At 70.1% G+C, this 16,241-nt stretch carries 15 protein-coding genes; 6 read left to right on the forward strand and 9 right to left on the reverse strand.

Translation table 11 applies throughout. From position 1 onward, the window contains the following. The first annotated feature begins 84 nt into the window (after positions 1–84). The gene (locus ACFE8Y_RS10010; RefSeq protein WP_375464241.1) at positions 85–1,254 is read left to right on the forward strand and encodes a phosphoserine transaminase; all 1,170 of its coding nucleotides are present in this window, start codon (positions 85–87) and stop codon (positions 1,252–1,254) included. A gap of 97 nt (positions 1,255–1,351) precedes the next feature. Here the strand turns inward: ACFE8Y_RS10010 and ACFE8Y_RS10015 are convergent, their stop codons facing one another. The 5 genes from ACFE8Y_RS10015 to tesB form a co-directional block, all read right to left on the reverse strand. Further along, complete coding sequence (locus tag ACFE8Y_RS10015; protein WP_375464242.1) at positions 1,352–1,666, reverse strand: DUF2853 family protein; 315 nt, start codon at positions 1,664–1,666, stop codon at positions 1,352–1,354. Positions 1,667–2,017: 351 nt separating this feature from the next. Then, positions 2,018–3,265, reverse strand: a complete 1,248-nt coding sequence (locus ACFE8Y_RS10020; protein ID WP_375464243.1) for an outer membrane beta-barrel protein — start codon at positions 3,263–3,265, stop codon at positions 2,018–2,020. 301 nt (positions 3,266–3,566) lie between these two features. After that, the gene (locus ACFE8Y_RS10025) at positions 3,567–5,066 is read right to left on the reverse strand and encodes an ammonium transporter (protein ID WP_375464244.1); all 1,500 of its coding nucleotides are present in this window, start codon (positions 5,064–5,066) and stop codon (positions 3,567–3,569) included. A 95-nt stretch (positions 5,067–5,161) separates the two neighbouring features. Continuing rightward, positions 5,162–5,500 carry a P-II family nitrogen regulator gene (locus ACFE8Y_RS10030; protein ID WP_147728184.1) on the reverse strand — a complete coding sequence of 113 codons (339 nt, stop codon included), beginning with the start codon at positions 5,498–5,500 and terminating at the stop codon, positions 5,162–5,164. 302 nt (positions 5,501–5,802) lie between these two features. Next, a complete protein-coding gene (gene tesB / locus ACFE8Y_RS10035; protein ID WP_375464245.1) occupies positions 5,803–6,666 on the reverse strand; it encodes an acyl-CoA thioesterase II in 864 nt (287 codons plus the stop codon). 190 nt (positions 6,667–6,856) lie between these two features. Between tesB and ACFE8Y_RS10040 the strand changes: the two genes are divergently transcribed. Then, positions 6,857–8,113 carry an FAD-dependent monooxygenase gene (locus ACFE8Y_RS10040; RefSeq protein WP_375464246.1) on the forward strand — a complete coding sequence of 419 codons (1,257 nt, stop codon included), beginning with the start codon at positions 6,857–6,859 and terminating at the stop codon, positions 8,111–8,113. Positions 8,114–8,162: 49 nt separating this feature from the next. Here the strand turns inward: ACFE8Y_RS10040 and ppa are convergent, their stop codons facing one another. Beyond that, complete coding sequence (ppa, locus tag ACFE8Y_RS10045) at positions 8,163–8,699, reverse strand: inorganic diphosphatase (protein ID WP_375464247.1); 537 nt, start codon at positions 8,697–8,699, stop codon at positions 8,163–8,165. A gap of 113 nt (positions 8,700–8,812) precedes the next feature. Beyond that, complete coding sequence (locus ACFE8Y_RS10050) at positions 8,813–9,319, reverse strand: GNAT family N-acetyltransferase (RefSeq protein WP_375464248.1); 507 nt, start codon at positions 9,317–9,319, stop codon at positions 8,813–8,815. Between the two features lie 188 nt (positions 9,320–9,507). Between ACFE8Y_RS10050 and ACFE8Y_RS10055 the strand changes: the two genes are divergently transcribed. Further along, positions 9,508–10,233 (forward strand): tyrosine-protein phosphatase, encoded by a 726-nt coding sequence (locus ACFE8Y_RS10055; RefSeq protein WP_375464249.1) that lies wholly within the window; start codon positions 9,508–9,510, stop codon positions 10,231–10,233. A 413-nt stretch (positions 10,234–10,646) separates the two neighbouring features. Here the strand turns inward: ACFE8Y_RS10055 and ACFE8Y_RS10060 are convergent, their stop codons facing one another. Together ACFE8Y_RS10060 and ACFE8Y_RS10065 are read right to left on the reverse strand one after the other, a co-directional pair. Further along, entirely contained in the window at positions 10,647–11,504 is an 858-nt protein-coding gene (locus tag ACFE8Y_RS10060) for a prephenate dehydratase (RefSeq protein WP_375464250.1), read from the reverse strand. A 7-nt stretch (positions 11,505–11,511) separates the two neighbouring features. Beyond that, a complete protein-coding gene (locus tag ACFE8Y_RS10065) occupies positions 11,512–12,255 on the reverse strand; it encodes a 3-deoxy-manno-octulosonate cytidylyltransferase (RefSeq protein ID WP_375464251.1) in 744 nt (247 codons plus the stop codon). 277 nt (positions 12,256–12,532) lie between these two features. Between ACFE8Y_RS10065 and ACFE8Y_RS10070 the strand changes: the two genes are divergently transcribed. The 3 genes from ACFE8Y_RS10070 (at position 12,533) to ACFE8Y_RS10080 (ending at position 16,001) form a co-directional block, all read left to right on the forward strand. After that, positions 12,533–13,477, forward strand: coding sequence for a c-type cytochrome (locus ACFE8Y_RS10070; RefSeq protein WP_375464252.1), 945 nt, complete (start codon positions 12,533–12,535; stop codon positions 13,475–13,477). A 196-nt stretch (positions 13,478–13,673) separates the two neighbouring features. Beyond that, positions 13,674–14,915, forward strand: a complete 1,242-nt coding sequence (gene trpB / locus ACFE8Y_RS10075; RefSeq protein ID WP_375464253.1) for a tryptophan synthase subunit beta — start codon at positions 13,674–13,676, stop codon at positions 14,913–14,915. 372 nt (positions 14,916–15,287) lie between these two features. Continuing rightward, on the forward strand, positions 15,288–16,001 hold the full coding sequence (locus tag ACFE8Y_RS10080) for a GIY-YIG nuclease family protein (protein WP_375464254.1): 714 nt from the start codon (positions 15,288–15,290) through the stop codon (positions 15,999–16,001). Positions 16,002–16,241 lie beyond the last annotated feature (240 nt).

The raw sequence follows: 16,241 nt of genomic DNA on the forward strand, positions 1-16,241 counted from the left end.
TGCGCCCCCGCCCGGATCGGCGCATGGGCCGCCCCGGGACACGCCTCCCCGACGAGGTGCGCCCATCTGCAAGGATGGATGAGGATGACGAGCCGACCCGCCGCGCGTCCCCGAAGGCCCAACTTCTCCTCCGGCCCCTGCGCCAAGCGCCCCGGCTGGACCCCCGCGGCGCTCGAAGGCGCCGCGCTCGGGCGCTCGCACCGCTCCGCCGCCGGCAGGGCCAAGCTCCGCCGGGCGATCGACCTGACGCGCGAGGTCCTGCGGGTGCCGGCCGACCACCGCATCGGCATTGTCCCGGCCTCCGACACGGGCGCCGTCGAGATGGCGATGTGGACGATGCTGGGCCCCCGGACGGTGGAGGTCGCGGCCTGGGAGGCGTTCGGCTCCGAGTGGGTCGCGGACGCGCTGAACCAGCTCAGGATCAGCCCCCGCATCCACCGGGCGCCCTACGGCGCCCTGCCGGACCTGTCGGCGATCGACACGCGGCACAACGACGTGGTCTTCACCTGGAACGGCACCGCCGCAGGGGTGCGGGTGCCGAACGGCGACTGGATCGCCGCCGACCGCGAGGGGCTCACGATCTGCGACGCGACCTCGGCCGCCTTCGCGCAACCGCTCGACTGGCGGAAGCTCGATGTCGTGACGTTCTCCTGGCAGAAGGTGATGGGCGGCGAGGCCGCGCACGGGATGCTGGTGCTCTCGCCCCGCGCCGTCGCGCGCCTGGAGAGCCACGTGCCCGCGTGGCCCGTGCCGAAGGTGTTCCGCCTCACCAGGGGGGCCAAGCTCATCGAGGGGATCTTCTCCGGCGAGACCATCAACACGCCCTCGATGCTCGCGGTCGAGGACTACCTCGATGCGCTCGGGTGGGCACAATCGCTGGGCGGCCTCGACGCCCTGCACGCGCGGGCGGACGGCAACGCGCGGGTCATCCACGACTGGGCGGCGCGAACCCCTTGGATCGCCAACCTCGCCGTCGATCCGGCGACCTACTCCAACACCGGCGTGTGCCTCGTGATCGCGGACCCGGACGTGCTCGCGCGGGGCGATGCGGCGGTCGAGGCAGTGGCCAAGGGCATCGTCGCGACGCTCGCGGACGAGGGCGTGGCCCTGGACATCGGCGCCTACCGCGACGCGCCGGCCGGCCTGCGCATCTGGTGCGGCGGCACGGTGGAGCGGGCCGACCTCGAAGCGCTGACGCCGTGGCTGGATTGGGCGTTCGCGGCCGAGACGGCGAAGCTGACGCGGGCCGCCTGACCGGCGCCGTCCGTCTCGACCGCATCCTCAAGTCGTACCGGTCCGAGGAGCGCCCGGACCGGTCGGGACGGCGTGACGGGACCGCGCGACACGCGGGTCAGCCGAAGGTGCCGAGCTTCTCGTAGTGCTCGGCCAGCAGGTAGTAGAACGTCAGGCGCGACTTCGAGCGGGAGGCCTTCATCGTCGTGCACACCGCCTTGATCGCGGTGTCGAGATCATCGCCGGTCAGGCCGAGCTTCTTCTTCAGGAAATTCTCGCGCACCCGGTCCAGTTCGAGCTTGTCGGAGCAGGCGACGTACTTGGTGTCGGGCTTGGACATAACCAGGCGGTAGGTCTTGGCGAGGCCGGTGACGGCCGCCTCGTTCACCGGCTTCCTGGCGTACTTGGTCACGTCCGCGAGATGGTCGCTCATCGTTCCGCTCCCTCGCAGTCCGGGGTCGGAGGGACCGGGCGCCGCTGCGAGCCGCTCACCCGAGGTCCGGCCGCGGGCCTCGCCGCCGGGCGAGACCCGAGTCGACGCGAACCGTCGTCGGCCGGTGGCAGCATAGCCTGAGCCGGCGGGATTTCGCGATCATCGGATCGCGCCTTCCACAAGCAATCGATGGATCGGGACTTCGACGGACACTGACGTTTCGGCGTCCGAACACCGTTCGCGATCAGCGAAGGGACGCCGCGAACCGCGAGGAGCGGCGACGCAGGCTGCGCCGCCGCCCCTCTCGAAGGCCGGAAGATCGGCCCCCGTCGAGGCCGGGTTCGGAACGGATCAGAACGTGATGCCCGTCTCGACCATGTAGCGCTCCTGCGACGTCCTGGTCCCGGAGCGGCCGAAGCCCAGGCCGGGCGTGATGTCGTAGAGCTGCACGGTCGAGAACTCGCCGCGGATGAAGTACCGGTCGAAGGTGAAGGTCGGCGTGACCGTGAAGGAGAGCGCCTCGCTACCGGGGCCGTAGAGGACGGAGGTCTGACCGAACGGGTTGAAGCGGCTTCCGCTCTGCGCGATGTACTCGAAGCGGCCGGCCAGAGCGAAGTTGTCGGTGAACGCGTAGCTCGCGAGGATCGCGCCGCCGAAGGTTTCGGCTCCGGCGAGGCCGAGCGCGGCGTTGGTGTCGACGTTGGTGTATTGGACGTACGGCGTCACGATCCAGGGGCCGGCGGAGTAGGTGTAGTTGGCGCTGACGATGCTGCTGTTCTGGAACGACAGGGGGGTCGCGTACTGGAAGCGCAGGCTGCGCAGGCTGGAATTGAACTCGCTGAAATGCGTGCCGCCGTTGATGCCGACCGTGTTGGCGTCGTCGATCTTGTAGGTGACGGCGCCGGTGACCCAGTTGATCTCGCCGGAGAAGAACCCGTCGGTGGCGGCCACCGACACCGACCACGGACCGTTGGCCCAGTTGACCTGCACGCCCTGGTTGATGAGGTTCTCCTGGTTGAACACCAGGCCGCGGGAGATGTTCAGGTTCTGGAAGGTGAAGGGCAGCTCCGAGCCGATCAGGGTCGGCATGCGCCCGCCCTGGATCGACCAGTCGTCGTTGATCTGGTACTTGCCGAACGCGATCGGGACGGGGGTGAAGAGCAGGTCGGTCTGATCGAAGGTGCTGTAGACCGGCAGGCCGAGGCCCGGGATCGTGTAGGCGCCGACCGCCACGTAGAACTGGAACGGGCCGTCGGCCTTCTGGATGAAGCCCTGGATGTTCGAGAAGTCGACCCGCGCGGCGCGGTCGCTGGGGAGCGGGGCCGCCGAGAACGGGAACTGGTTGGTCTGATAGTACGCGTAGCCGGTCACCACGCCGCCGACGTAGATCTCGCCGATGCCGGCGATGGTGAAGCAGGCCGGGTTCGGGTTCTGCTTGATGACGCCGCCATAGGCGGGGAAGGTGATCGCGACTTTGCAGGATTCCGGAACCGGGACCGGCGCGGGCTTGGCCGCCAGATCGGCCGCAGCAACCTGTCCGACGCAGAGGAGCGCAGCGATCGACGCCGTGGCGCCCTGCAGGAACAGCTTCAACGTCATGGCTACGAGACCCTCTTCTTACCTAAAGCTCAGGGTGCTCAATCTCACGTGATCGTGCAAAATCAATCTTGGGGCAAATGCCTATTTTGCAGGCAATTTTGACGGTACAGCGCCGTTGTCACGCCGATGTTGCGCCCGAGCCACGTTCTCGCCACCGTTCGTGCTCCGCCGCGCAACCGCCCCGCAGGTGGAAGCCCACCGGCTCCATGCTGGCGCGGGAGTCGAGAAGGGCCCCGATTCGCAAGAACCGGAGCCCCGAAGCGGCCGGTCCCGCGGGACCGGCCGACCAGTGAATGGACGATCAGTAGTTGTAGGCGCGCTCGCCGTGATCGGCGATGTCGAGGCCCTCGCGCTCCTCGTCCTGGGTCACCCGCAGACCGATCGTGACGTCGACCAGCTTGTACAGGATCGCGGAGCCGATGCCCGACCACAGCAGGGTGAGGCCCACGGCCTCGGCCTGGATGATGAACTGGCTCATCATGTCGTAGGTGCCGAGCACCATCTCGCCGGGCTTGGTGCTGTAGTCGGGGATGCCGACGCCGCCGAGCTTCGGATCGACCAGGATGCCGGTGGCCAGCGCCCCGATGATGCCGCCGATGCAGTGCACGCCGAACACGTCCAGCGAGTCGTCGTAGCCGATCGCGTTCTTCACCGTGGAGCACATGATGAAGCACACGCCGCCGGCGACGAGGCCCAGCACGATCGAGCCCATCGGGCCGGCAAAGCCCGAGGCCGGGGTGACGGCGACGAGGCCGGCAATGGCGCCCGAGACCATGCCGAGGAGCGACGGCTTGCCCTTGACCGCCCACTCGACGAACAGCCAGGAGACCGCCGCCGCCGCGGTGGCGACGAAGGTGTTGATCATGGCGAGCGCCGTGGTGCCGTTCGACTCGAGGTTGGAGCCGGCGTTGAAGCCGAACCAGCCGACCCAGAGCAGCGAGGCGCCGATCATGGTCATGGTGAGCGAGTGCGGGGCGAGGAGATCGCGGCCGTAGCCGATGCGCTTGCCGAGGATCAGGCAGCCGACGAAGCCGGCGATGCCCGCGTTGATGTGCACCACCGTGCCGCCAGCGAAGTCGAGCGCGCCCTTCTTGAACAGGAAGCCCGCGTCGGCGTTGACGGCGTCGAGCGCGTCCTGGGCCGTCTTCTTGGCGGCGTCGTCGGTGGCCGCGGCCAGCGCCTTGGCGGCGTTGCCGACCGCGTCGGGCCCGCCCCAGTACCAAACCATGTGCGCCATCGGGAAGTAGATCAGCGTGACCCAGAGGATCGTGAACACCACGAGCGCCGAGAACTTCATCCGCTCGGCAAACGCGCCGACGATGAGCGCCGGGGTGATCATCGCAAACGTCATCTGGAAGCAGATGTAGGCGTATTCGGGGATGACGACGCCGTTGGAGAAGGTCGCGGCCACCGAGGTGGGATCGACGCCCTTGAGGAAGGCCTTGGAGAAGCCGCCGATGAAGTCGTTGATGCCGCCGCCGTTGGTGAAGGCGAGGCTGTAGCCGTAGAACACCCACAGCAGGCAGACGATCGAGGCGATACCGAAGACCTGGGTCAGCACCGAAAGCATGTTCTTGGTGCGCACGAGGCCGCCGTAGAACAGCGCCAGACCCGGCACGGTCATCATCAGCACGAGGGTCGAGGAGATCAGCATCCAGGCGGTGTCGCCCTTGTTGGGCACGGCAGCGGCGGGTGCCGCCGCAGCTTCCGGCGCGGGCGACTGTGCGAGGGACGGCTCGATGAGGACGAGGGCCAGCGCCGCGCCTCCCAGTCCGAGCGCGAGGGTGTTGCGAAGTTTCATGGACACGAGACTCCCGGTCGCGATGCGAGTTTCTGGGTGTTGGGGACAGGGTGGAAGGGTCGTGCCGGAGCCGGCGCGCCGGCCCCGTCGATGGCCTAGAGAGCGTCGGCGTCGGTCTCGCCGGTGCGGATGCGGACGGCCTTCTCCAGCGGCATCACGAAGATCTTGCCGTCGCCGATCTGGCCGGTGCGGGCCGCGCCCGCGATGGCGTCGATGACGGTGCTGGTGAGGTCTGCGGCGACCGCGACCTCGATCTTCAGCTTGGGCAGGAAACTCACGGCGTACTCGGCGCCGCGGTAGATCTCGGTGTGGCCCTTCTGGCGGCCGTAACCCTTGACCTCGGTCACCGTCAGGCCGTGCACGCCGATGCCGGTCAAGGCGTCGCGCACCTCTTCCAGCTTGAACGGCTTGATGATGGCCATCACGATCTTCATGGGCGGCGCTTCCCTGTCGTCCGTGGAACCCGCTTGCCGGCGCCGCTGCTCTGCGCGGGTGCTCCGGTGCGGGATGTCGGCGCGGATCGGAATGATCCCGCGTTCGCGGAGCGCTCATTCAAGGACTATGCCAGCATCGCCATTTTTGGGAACCTTTTCGCCGGACGGCTTCTGGCTAATCCGTGATCATTTTCGGGCGCCTGAGCGGGCATGTGCCGAGCAATGAAGCCTATAAGACGCGCAAAATGCATCATGAAGAAACAAAAGCTTGCTCGGCGAGCGCGCGTCACGGTTGCGCCGCGCTAAGCCGATCGCGGCCGGATCAGTCCCTCCTGGGCAACCGAAGCCACCAGCGTCCCGTCGCGCGAGAAGATCTGGCCGCGGGCGAAGCCCCGGGCGAAGCCGGAATTCGGACTGTCCTGGGCGTAGAGCAGCCAGTCGTCGGCCCGGAACGAGCGATGGAACCACAGGGCGTGGTCGAGGCTCGCCGACTGGATATCGGGGTCGAACACCGAGCGACCGTGGGCGATGAGCGTCGCGTCCAGCAGCGTCATGTCGGAGGCGTAGGCCAGCACCGCCTGATGGATCGCGGGATCGTCGGGCAGGGCGGCGGCGGCGCGCAGCCAGACGTTGCAGAGCGGCGCCTGCGGGCCGCCGTCCAGGTAGCGCCGCAGATCCACGGGCTTCAGTTCGATCGGGCGCGGGCGGCCGAAGTAGCCGGCCACCGCCGCCGGGATGCCGGGCACGCCCCGGGCGAGCAGGTCCCGCGTGTCGGGCAGCGTCTCGGGGTCGGGGGCGAACGGCATCGCCGCCTGGTGCGCGTATCCGTCCTCCACCGCCTGATAGGAGATCGTGCTCGCGAAGATCGCGCGGCCGTGCTGAATCGCCTTGACCCGGCGGGTGGTGAAGCTGCGTCCGTCGCGGATGCGCTCGACCTCGTAGACGATCGGCACGCTCGGATCGCCGCCGAGCAGGAAGTAGGCGTGCAGCGAGTGCGGCGCCCGCGCGCGCGGCACCGTGCGGGTCGCGGCGACCAGCGCCTGCGCCACCACCTGCCCGCCGAACACCCGCTTCCAGCCGCCGCGCGGGCTGAACCCGCGGAACAGGTCGGTCTCAAGGCGTTCGAGGTCCAGGAGGGCGAGGAGTTCGGCGACGATGTCGGTCATGGCAGGGCGGGCGCTGTCCGGGGCGGGTGCGGTCGTCGGGCCGGCCGCGACCCGTTCGACATAGCACCAGCGCCGCGGCATTTCATGCGCAGGCCGCGGGCGGCCGCCGCGCGTTGTCCCCGGGCGCAGCGGACGGCACGGCAGCGCCGTGGCGGGACGTCCGAGCGCCGCGACACGGGACGAGGCGACGATGACAGGTTCGACGGCCCGTTCGGGCAGGCGCAGCCTCCTGCTGGCGGGCGCGGGCATCCCGGGGCTCGCCCTCGCCCTCGCGCTCGCCCAGGCGCACGGCGCGGCGCTCGCACTCACCCTGTGCGATCCCGGCCTGCCGGAGGTCGCGGCCCGGCAGCGGGGCCGGGCCTTCGCGATCGCCGCGGGCGGGCGGCGGATGCTGGAGCGTCTCGGCGTCTGGAACCGGCTCGGGGCGGCGGCGCAGCCGATCACCGCGATGGTGATCAGCGACAGCCGGCTCGCCGACCCGGTGCGCCCGGTCTTCCTCACCTTCGCGCAGGACGCGCGGGACGCGGGCGGTCCCTTCGCCCACATGGTCGAGGCGCAGGCGCTGGTCGAGGCGCTGCTGAGCGCCTGCCGGGCGGCCGGCGTGGTGCTCGAGCCCGTCGGCATCGCCCGCGCCCTGCCCGAGGGCGGCGCGATCCGGGCCGTCCTCGCGGACGGGCGCAGCCTCCCGGCCGCGCTCCTCGTCGCGGCGGACGGCGCGCGCTCGCGGCTGCGAGAGGCCGCGGGCATCGGCTGGGTCGGCCGGTCGTACCCGCAATCCGGCATCGTCGCCACGATCGGCCACGCGCATCCGCACGGGGGCCGCGCCACGGAGCACTTCCTGCCTAGCGGCCCCTTCGCGATCCTGCCGCTCTCGGATGGGGCGCAGGGACACCGCTCCTCGATCGTCTGGACCGAGCGGACGGAGAGCGTGGCGAGGCTGACCGACGGCGGCCCGGACGCGATCCTCGCCGAGATCGAGCGGCGCTTCACGCCCAGTCTCGGCCGGCTGCGGCTGGAGCACGGCCCCACCGCCCACCCGCTCACCCTCGGCATCGCCCGCAGCTTCCGCGCCGACCGCCTCGCGCTCCTGGGAGACGCGGCCCACGTCATCCACCCGATCGCCGGGCAGGGGCTGAACCTCGGGCTCGCCGACGCCGCCGCGCTCGCGGAGGCCGTCACCGGGGCGCTGCGGCTCGGCCTCGATCCGGGCTCGGAGGACGTGCTGCGCGCCTACGAGCGCGCCCGCCGCTTCGACACCCTGGCGATGGCGGCCGCCACCGACGGGCTCAACCGCTTGTTCTCCAACGACGCCCTGCCGCTGCGGCTCGCCCGCGACCTCGGCCTCGGCCTCGTCGACCGGCTGCCCGGCCTCAAGCGGTTCTTCGTCGGCGAAGCCGCCGCCGCGCGCGGGGCGCAGCCGCGGCTGATGCGGGGGGAGGCGCTCTGAGGTCGTCCCCGCGGCAGCCGACCGATTGCGCCGCCCGGCTCGCGCGGCGCTACGCCTTGGCCTTCCCGGCGCGCTCGATGCTTTCGAGGATCAGGCGGTGGGCCTCGACCTTGTCGCCCCAGCGCACGATCTTGACCCACTTGCCGGGCTCCAGATCCTTGTAGTGCTCGAAGAAGTGCTGGATCTGGTGGATGGTGATGTCGGGCAGGTCGGTGTGGTTCTCGATGCGGTCGTAGCGCATCGTCAGGTGGCGCGAGGGCACGGCGATGATCTTCTCGTCCTCGCCGGCATTGTCCTCCATCACCAGGACGCCCACCGGGCGCACGCTCATGATCGCGCCGGGCGCGACCGCGCGGGTGTTGGCGACCAGCACGTCGCAGGGGTCGCCGTCGCCCGACAGCGTGTGCGGGATGAAGCCGTAATTCCCAGGGTAGACCATCGAGGTGTAGAGGAACCGGTCGACGACGAGCGCGCCGGCCTCCTTGTCCATCTCGTACTTGATCGGCTCGCCGCCGAGCGGCACCTCGATGATGACGTTGACGTCGTGCGGCGGGTTCTTGCCGAGCGAAATGTTGTCGATGATCATGGCGTTTGCGTCCCGGACGACGGGGTTCCACCCCGTTCGGCCGGTCTCATAGAGGCGTTGCGGCGTCAAGCAAATCTGCGCGGGCGGGCGCGCACGACGTTTCGCGGGAAGCGTCAGCCGAACACGTAGCCGACCTTCGGCAGCGGCACGCCGGCGACCCGGTCGAGGGTGCGCGGGCCGGGCCGGCCGCCGAGGCCCTCGTAGAAGCCGGCCGCCCGGGCGTTGTCCTCCAGCGACCACGCGCCGATCCGGGTGAGGCCGTGGTCGGCAAGATCGTTGCGCACCGCCCGGAACAGGCGCCGCCCGAGGCCGACGCCCTGGTACTCGGGCAGGAGGTAGAGCTCGTCGATCTCGCCCTCGACGCCCAGGGTGCGGCTGCGCGCCCGGCCGTAGGCGGCGTAGCCGACGACCGTCTCGGCGATCTCGACCACCGCGACCGGCCGGCCGCGCCGCAGGGTGCCGCGCCACCACGCGCGGTCGCGCTGCGCGATCAGGCGCTCCAGGGGAACGCCGGGGATGATCCCGCGATAGGCCTCCCGCCACGCCGCATCGAACACCGCCGACAGCGCACCGGCATCCGCGCTGCGGGCCCGGCGGATGCTCGTGGTGCGCGTGCTCATGGGCAGCCCTTCCTCAGCGATTCGCAGGCGGTAACCCGCGGCGGGCCGTCAGGTTCGGCCCCGATCCGGGCGAACAGAAGGCAACGGCGCGGAACGCAAGGGTGATGCCGGAGTCCCGCCGAATTGCCCGGGTCCCGGGGCGCTGCTAGAGCCGTCCGCTGCCCGAATCCCGATAGCCCGCGGCCCTCGTGATCAACCGCTTCCTGAAGCCCGAGACCCGCTACGCGCGGCGCATGGCGCGGATCGCCCGCTTCGAGCGGCCGATCACCGGCGCGCCCGCCCGGGTGATCGCCTGGGCCAACATGCTGTTCGTCGACCACGGCATGTTCCGGATGGCCTACCTCAACCGCCACCGGGTCGGCGCGGGCGCGCTGTGGCGCTCGGCCCAGCCCGGCCCGCACCAGCTCGCCCGCTTCCGCGCCGAGGGCATCCGCACGGTGATCTCGCTCCGGGGCGGGCGCGAGCACGGCTCCTGGCCGCTCCAGCGCGAGGCCTGCGCGCGCCACGGGCTGACGCTGGTCGAGTTCGTGCTGCGCTCCCGCGAGGCCCCGGCCCGCGAGACGGTGCTGGCCGCCAAGGACTTCTTCGCCGGCGTCGCCTACCCGGCGGTGATGCACTGCAAGTCGGGCGCCGACCGGGCGGGGCTGGCCGCCGCCCTCTACCTGATCCTGCACGAGGGCCGCCCGGTGGCCGAGGCCGCCCGTCAGCTCTCGGCCCGCTACGGCCACTTCCGCTTCGCCAAGACCGGTATCCTCGACGCGTTCTTCGCCCGCTACGCCGTCGAGGGCGAGGCGCGGGGGCTCGACTTCCTGACCTGGGTCGAGACGGTCTACGACCCGGAGGCGTTGAAGCGCGATTTCCGGCCGGGGTTCTGGTCGGATGTCTTTGTGGATCGGGTGATCAAGCGGGAGTAGTGCAGCCCGACTGCCGGCTCATGACGGTTTCCGGCTGATCGGTTCGGCTGCGTGCGCTCCCTCCCCCCTCTGCGGGGGAGGGTGGCCCTCGCGTGAGCGAGGGTCGGGGGAGAGGAGCGCCCTTTACGGATAGGTCGCCCCCCTCTCCCGACTTAGCTCGCGGGCCACCCGCTCCCCACCCAAGTCGGGCTTGCCCGACTTGGGCATCCAAGACTTGGGCATCCGAAGTGCGCATCTCGGGCAAGCCCGAGATGCGTTGGGGACAGGGGAGGACGCGCGGATGACGGGAGGCGAGGCCCGGGAACCGATCAACCGGGAACGGTATGAGACGAGCCATGAGAAAGGCGTGGGTCACTTCTCCTCCTGGGAGAGGGGGCCGCGCTGCGCTCCGGTGATCGCTGGAAGAAAGCCATCTACTCCGCCGCCAACCGTGCCGCGTCCCGAAACGGATGCGCCGGGTACGTCCCGATGATCCGCAGCTCCCGCGAAAAATAGGCGAGCTCGTCGAGCGCCCGGGCGAGCCCCGGCTCGTCGGGGTGGCCGTCGACCTCGGCGTAGAACTGCGTGGCGGTGAACTGCCCCTCGACCATGTAGCTCTCGAGCTTCGACATGTTGACGCCGTTCGTCGCGAAGCCGCCGAGCGCCTTGTAGAGGGCCGCCGGGATGTTGCGCACCCGGAAGACGAAGCTCGTCACCATCGGGGCCGCGCCGGCCGAGACCGGCACGGCGTCGGGCCGGAACACCACGAAGCGGGTGGTGTTGTGGGCCTCGTCCTCGACGTCGCGGGCGAGGATGTCGAGGCCGTAGACCTCGGCCGCCAGCGCCGGCGCCAGCGCCGCGCGGGTCGGGTCGCCGCCTTCGGCCACCTCGCGGGCCGCGCCCGCGGTGTCGCCGGCGACCAGCGCTCGGAGGCCGAGACGGCGGATGATGCGGCGGCACTGGCCCAGCGCGTGGACGTGGCTGTGGACGCTCCGCAACTCCTCGATCCGCGTGCCGGGCAGCACCATGAGCTGGAAGTGGACCGGCAGGAAGTGCTCGGCGACGATGCGGAGCGCCGAGGTCGGGATCAGGTGGTGGATGTCGGCGACGCGCCCCGCGATCGAGTTCTCGATCGGAATCATCGCGGCGTGCGCCCGGCCCTCGCTCACCGCCGCGAAGGCGTCCTCGAAGGTCGGGCAGGGCAGCGGCGTCCAGTCCGGGTAGGCCTGCGCGCAGATGATGTGCGAGTTGGCGCCGGGCTCGCCCTGGTAGCTGATGGTGTTCTGCGTCATCGCGCGATCAGTTCAGGCGTCGGGCCGAGAGGAGGGCGCGGGCGCGCTCCAGGTCGGCCGGCGTGTCGACGCCGAGCGGCAGGTCGTCGACGATCGCCGCGTCGATGCGCATCCCGGCCTCGAGGGCGCGGAGCTGCTCCAGCTTCTCGCGCAGCTCCAGCTCGCCCGGCGGCAGCGCCATGAAGCGGGCCAGCGCCCGGCGGCGGTAGGCGTAGAGGCCGATGTGGTGGAACAGCGGCCCCGCGCCCCACGGGGCACGGGCGCGGGTGAAGTACAGGGCGCGCAGCCGCTCGGGCCCGGCCCGGTGGCCGACGAGCTTGACCACGTTCGGGTCGTCGGCCTCCGCAGGCTCCGTGATCGGCGCGCACAGGGTCGCGATGTCCACGGTCCGGTCGGCGAGCAGCGCGACCGCGGCGCCGATCGCGCGCGGGTCGATCGTCGGCAGGTCGCCCTGCACGTTGACGACGACGTCGTGGTTCCCCTGCGGATCGACGATCTCCAGGGCCTCGGCGAGGCGGTCGGAGCCGGAGGGGTGGTCGGCCCGCGTCATCACCGCGACGCCGCCCACGGCCTCGACCACCGCGGCGATCTCGGTGGAATCCGTCGCGACCACCACCGGGCCGAGGCCGGCCGCGACCGCGCGGCGCCAGACGTGGACGATCATCGCCTCGCCCGCGATGAGCGCCAGCGGCTTGTTCGGCAGCCGCGTGGCGGCGAGCCGGGCCGGGATCAGGACGAGGGGGTCGGACATCGGGGCAGGGTCTGCCGGGGCGGGAAGCGGCTTGCAGCCGCGGGCGGGTGCTTAACAGGCGGTCGCCAGGTTGTCATTGGGCACCCGCTCGACTGCCCCAGCCCGCAGGACCCGGGGCGTCTGCGACCAATCGGATGCCGGCTGCGCCTGACTGCGCCATTGTCAAGATCGGCCCGGAGCGGCTAAGGCAGCCTCGAAATCTTCCAATGTCCGGCGCCCGGGTGCCGGCCATCGCCTTGCGCCGCCGCCCCGCGGCGCGACCGGAGTGTGAGAGAGCATGGACGCGTTCGAGCTGAACAAGGTGGCCGGCGCGGTCCTCGGCGTCCTGCTGTTCGCGGTCGGATCGGGATTCGTCGCCGAACTCATCTACCACCCGAAGCCCGCCGGCACCGCCGGCTACGACCTGCCCGAGGCCAAGGAGGAGGCCGCAGCGGCCCCCGAGGCGGCCAAGGTCGAGCCGATCGCGGTGCGGCTCGCCAGCGCCAACATCGAGAAGGGCCAGGGCGGCATCAAGGCGTGCCAAGCCTGCCACAACTTCGAGAAGGGCGGCCCGAACAAGGTCGGGCCCAACCTCTACAACGTCGTCGAGCGCAAGAAGGGCTCGCACGAGGGCTTCGAGTACTCGGCCGGGATGAAGGAGAAGGGTGGCGACTGGTCCTACGCCGACCTCGACGGGTTCCTCGAGAGCCCGAAGACCTACGTGAAGGGCACCAAGATGGCCTATGCCGGGATCAGCGCGCCGCAGGAGCGCGGCAACGTCATCGCCTACCTGCGCACCCTGTCCGAGGCGCCCAAGCCGCTCCCGGCCGTCGAGAAGGCGGCCGACGCCAAGCCCGCCGCGGAGGCCGCGCCTGCCGCGCCGGCCAAGCCCGCGGACACGCCCACCTCCGAGAAGCCGGCGGCCGGCAAGGCGACGGAGGGCAAGGACAGCCCGGCCAAGCCCGCCGACATCAACGCCCCGGGCGTCAAGCCCGTCACCGAGAAGCCGGCCGGCGCGCCCGCGCCCGCCACCAGCAACGAGAACCGCAACGCCGTCGAACAGAAATCGCCGGCCGCGAGCAGCGGCCCGTCGAGCACCACCTCCTCGGCGACGCCGGCGGCCCCGCCGGAGGCCGCCACCGTGGACGCGCCGGCCAGGGCCGATCCCGCCGCCGAGGGAGCGGCGAAGGCGCTCGAGACGAACGGCAGCGACCAGGGCGTTCCGAACGGGAAGCCGCAGTAGAGGGGCCGTCAGCGCGCGGCGACGAAGGCCGGGCGCGACGCTCGGCCCCGGCGGGCATGCGCCGCAGGCTGTTGACCCGCGGAGCATTCGTCCGCAAACCGAGGCCACCTCGGCAGACCCCGTGCCGCCCGCGAGCCTGGGCGGCCGACGTGCGATGCGCCCGTCGCGGAGGCTCCTGCGAACAAGGACACGATCCGTGACCCTCTCGCCCCCCCCGAACTCGTTCCGCACCGGCCCCGACGAGCGCGGCCGGTTCGGCCTCTTCGGCGGCCGCTTCGTGGCCGAGACCCTGATGCCGCTGATCCTCGACCTGGAGGCCGCCTACGAGGCGGCGAAGGCCGATCCGGCCTTCCGGGCCGACATGGTTTCCTACGGCACCCACTACATCGGCCGGCCGAGCCCGCTCTACTACGCCGAGCGGCTCACCGAGCACCTGCGCGCCAAGGCGCCGGCGGGGAACGGTGCGAAGGTCTACTTCAAGCGCGAGGAGCTGAACCACACCGGCTCGCACAAGGTGAACAACGTGCTCGGGCAGATCCTGCTCGCCCGCCGCATGGGCAAGCCGCGGATCATCGCCGAGACCGGCGCCGGCCAGCACGGGGTCGCCACCGCGACGCTGTGCGCCCGCTTCGGCCTCAAGTGCGTCGTCTACATGGGCGCCGTCGACGTGGCCCGCCAAGCCCCGAACGTCTTCCGGATGAAGATGCTGGGCGCGGAGGTGATCCCGGTCGAATCCGGCACGAAGACCCTCAAGGACGCGATGAACGAGGCGCTGCGCGACTGGGTCACCAACGTCGCCGACACGTTCTACTGCATCGGCACGGTCGCCGGCCCGCACCCCTACCCGGCGATGGTGCGCGACTTCCAGTCGGTCATCGGCATCGAGACCAGGCAGCAGATGCTGGAGATGGAGGGGCGGCTCCCGGACTCCCTCATCGCCTGCATCGGCGGCGGCTCGAACGCCATGGGCCTGTTCCACCCGTTCCTCGACGACCGCGAGGTCGAGATCTTCGGGGTCGAGGCGGCGGGCCACGGCGTCGAATCCGGCCTGCACGCCGCCTCGCTCACGGGCGGAAAGCCCGGCGTGCTGCACGGCAACCGCACCTACCTGCTTCAGGATGCCGACGGCCAGATCAGCGACGCGCACTCGATCTCAGCCGGCCTCGACTATCCCGGCATCGGCCCCGAGCACGCCTGGTTGCACGAGGCCGGCCGCGTCACCTACCTCTCGGCCACCGATTCCGAGACGCTTGCAGCGTTCAAGCTCTGCTCACTGCTGGAGGGCATCATCCCGGCGCTGGAGCCGGCCCACGCGCTCGCCCGCATCCTCGACATCGCGCCGCAGAAGCCCGCCGACCACCTGATGGTGCTCAACATGTCCGGCCGCGGCGACAAGGACATCCCGCAGGTGGCGGAGATTTTTGGGACGAAGCTTTGAACGGGCGAAGACGCTCGATACGCTCCCCCGCCCGTGTGGAGGGCGTGTTTCATTTTGAAGCTTGCCCTGACGCAACCGCCGCTGCCGACCCTTTGCGGACTCCAGCATCCAGGCCACAATCTGGGTGTCGAGCCATCCTCGACGCCGGGATCGAGGTAGGGGGCAGCGTTGGTTCTTGGTCGAAGCGTGCGTCTGTACCTCGTGGACGGCTCCCCAACGGGGATCCTCACCGCCGAGATTATGAATTGGACGGGTCATGCCCTTGTGGCCCCAAGGTCCCGGCTAGGTGACGCCCTGACGCGCGATGAGCCTACTCGAACGGGCGTCTACTTCCTGGTGGGGGATGACCCTGGTCAGCCAACCAAGGCTCGCGTGTACGTTGGGGAAGGCGACAGCGTCGTCGACCGCATTAAGTCGCACTCCAAGGACCCCTCGAAGGATTTCTGGAGCCGGGTCTGCATCGTGACATCTAAGGATGCCAATCTGACCAAGGCCCACGTCCGCTACCTTGAGCACCGCTTCGTGGAGCTGACGAAGACGGCCGACCGCGCCAACATTGCGAACGGCAACGAGCCTAGCCGCAAGGCACTCCCCGAGAGCGACATCGCGGACATGGAGTTTTTCATATCCCAGGTTGAGGTAATCCTCCCGGTGGTCGGCTTTGATTTCTTGCGACCCAAGGGCAAGATCCCAGCGTCCACGAAGCCGGTGGAAGGCGCACAGGGGCCTACGCCGTCTCAGGTCGAGCTAGTGCTTACCAGCGGGAAGCATGGCTACGAGGCGCGTGCCATCGAGGTTGACGGAGAGATCACGGTCCTCAAGGGCTCAATGGCAACGACAAAGACCGATTTCTCCACCAACGGCTACGCGCCGTTGCGTGAGCAGCTCATCGGCGATGGCCGCCTTGCAACCTCTGTGGACCCTAGCTTCTTGGAGTTCACCGAGGACGTCACATTCGCCAGCGCCTCGGCCGCAGCGGCGGTGATCAAGAATAGGAACACGAACGGGCGGACCTCGTGGCGCCTCGTCAGTACGGGGCAGACCCTGAAGGACTGGCAGGACGCTCAGCTCGGCGTTTCAAGCTAAGACTCAAGATCGACTAGCCCAAGAGTGTTTACATCCATGATGATTGCTTTCGTTTAATCCGCATTGACGCTGGGACGATGGCTGACCGCGCGAAGTCCGCAAATTACCCATCGCGGACGTTCCAACCACAGTTCAACTGAGACACGATCCGTGCGGGAGAGGGGACCCGCGCCTACACCACCACCGTGATCGCCTGCGCCGCCCGCGTCAGCCCGGTGTAGAGCCACCGCGCCCGGTGCT

Origin of the sequence: uncultured Methylobacterium sp. (genome assembly GCF_964242245.1) — a bacterium.
GTDB lineage: Bacteria > Pseudomonadota > Alphaproteobacteria > Rhizobiales > Beijerinckiaceae > Methylobacterium.

What these genes read in the sequence shown, in the direction of transcription:
- ACFE8Y_RS10025 (WP_375464244.1), bottom strand. Translation starts at nt 5,066, where the DNA reads ATGAAACTTCGCAACACCCTCGCGCTCGGACTGGGAGGCGCGGCGCTG.
- ACFE8Y_RS10020 (WP_375464243.1), bottom strand. Translation starts at nt 3,265, where the DNA reads ATGACGTTGAAGCTGTTCCTGCAGGGCGCCACGGCGTCGATCGCTGCG.
- ACFE8Y_RS10070 (WP_375464252.1), top strand. Translation starts at nt 12,533, where the DNA reads ATGGACGCGTTCGAGCTGAACAAGGTGGCCGGCGCGGTCCTCGGCGTC.
- ACFE8Y_RS10040 (WP_375464246.1), top strand. Translation starts at nt 6,857, where the DNA reads ATGACAGGTTCGACGGCCCGTTCGGGCAGGCGCAGCCTCCTGCTGGCG.
- ppa (WP_375464247.1), bottom strand. Translation starts at nt 8,699, where the DNA reads ATGATCATCGACAACATTTCGCTCGGCAAGAACCCGCCGCACGACGTC.
- ACFE8Y_RS10050 (WP_375464248.1), bottom strand. Translation starts at nt 9,319, where the DNA reads ATGAGCACGCGCACCACGAGCATCCGCCGGGCCCGCAGCGCGGATGCC.
- ACFE8Y_RS10010 (WP_375464241.1), top strand. Translation starts at nt 85, where the DNA reads ATGACGAGCCGACCCGCCGCGCGTCCCCGAAGGCCCAACTTCTCCTCC.
- ACFE8Y_RS10015 (WP_375464242.1), bottom strand. Translation starts at nt 1,666, where the DNA reads ATGAGCGACCATCTCGCGGACGTGACCAAGTACGCCAGGAAGCCGGTG.
- tesB (WP_375464245.1), bottom strand. Translation starts at nt 6,666, where the DNA reads ATGACCGACATCGTCGCCGAACTCCTCGCCCTCCTGGACCTCGAACGC.
- ACFE8Y_RS10030 (WP_147728184.1), bottom strand. Translation starts at nt 5,500, where the DNA reads ATGAAGATCGTGATGGCCATCATCAAGCCGTTCAAGCTGGAAGAGGTG.
- ACFE8Y_RS10060 (WP_375464250.1), bottom strand. Translation starts at nt 11,504, where the DNA reads ATGACGCAGAACACCATCAGCTACCAGGGCGAGCCCGGCGCCAACTCG.
- ACFE8Y_RS10065 (WP_375464251.1), bottom strand. Translation starts at nt 12,255, where the DNA reads ATGTCCGACCCCCTCGTCCTGATCCCGGCCCGGCTCGCCGCCACGCGG.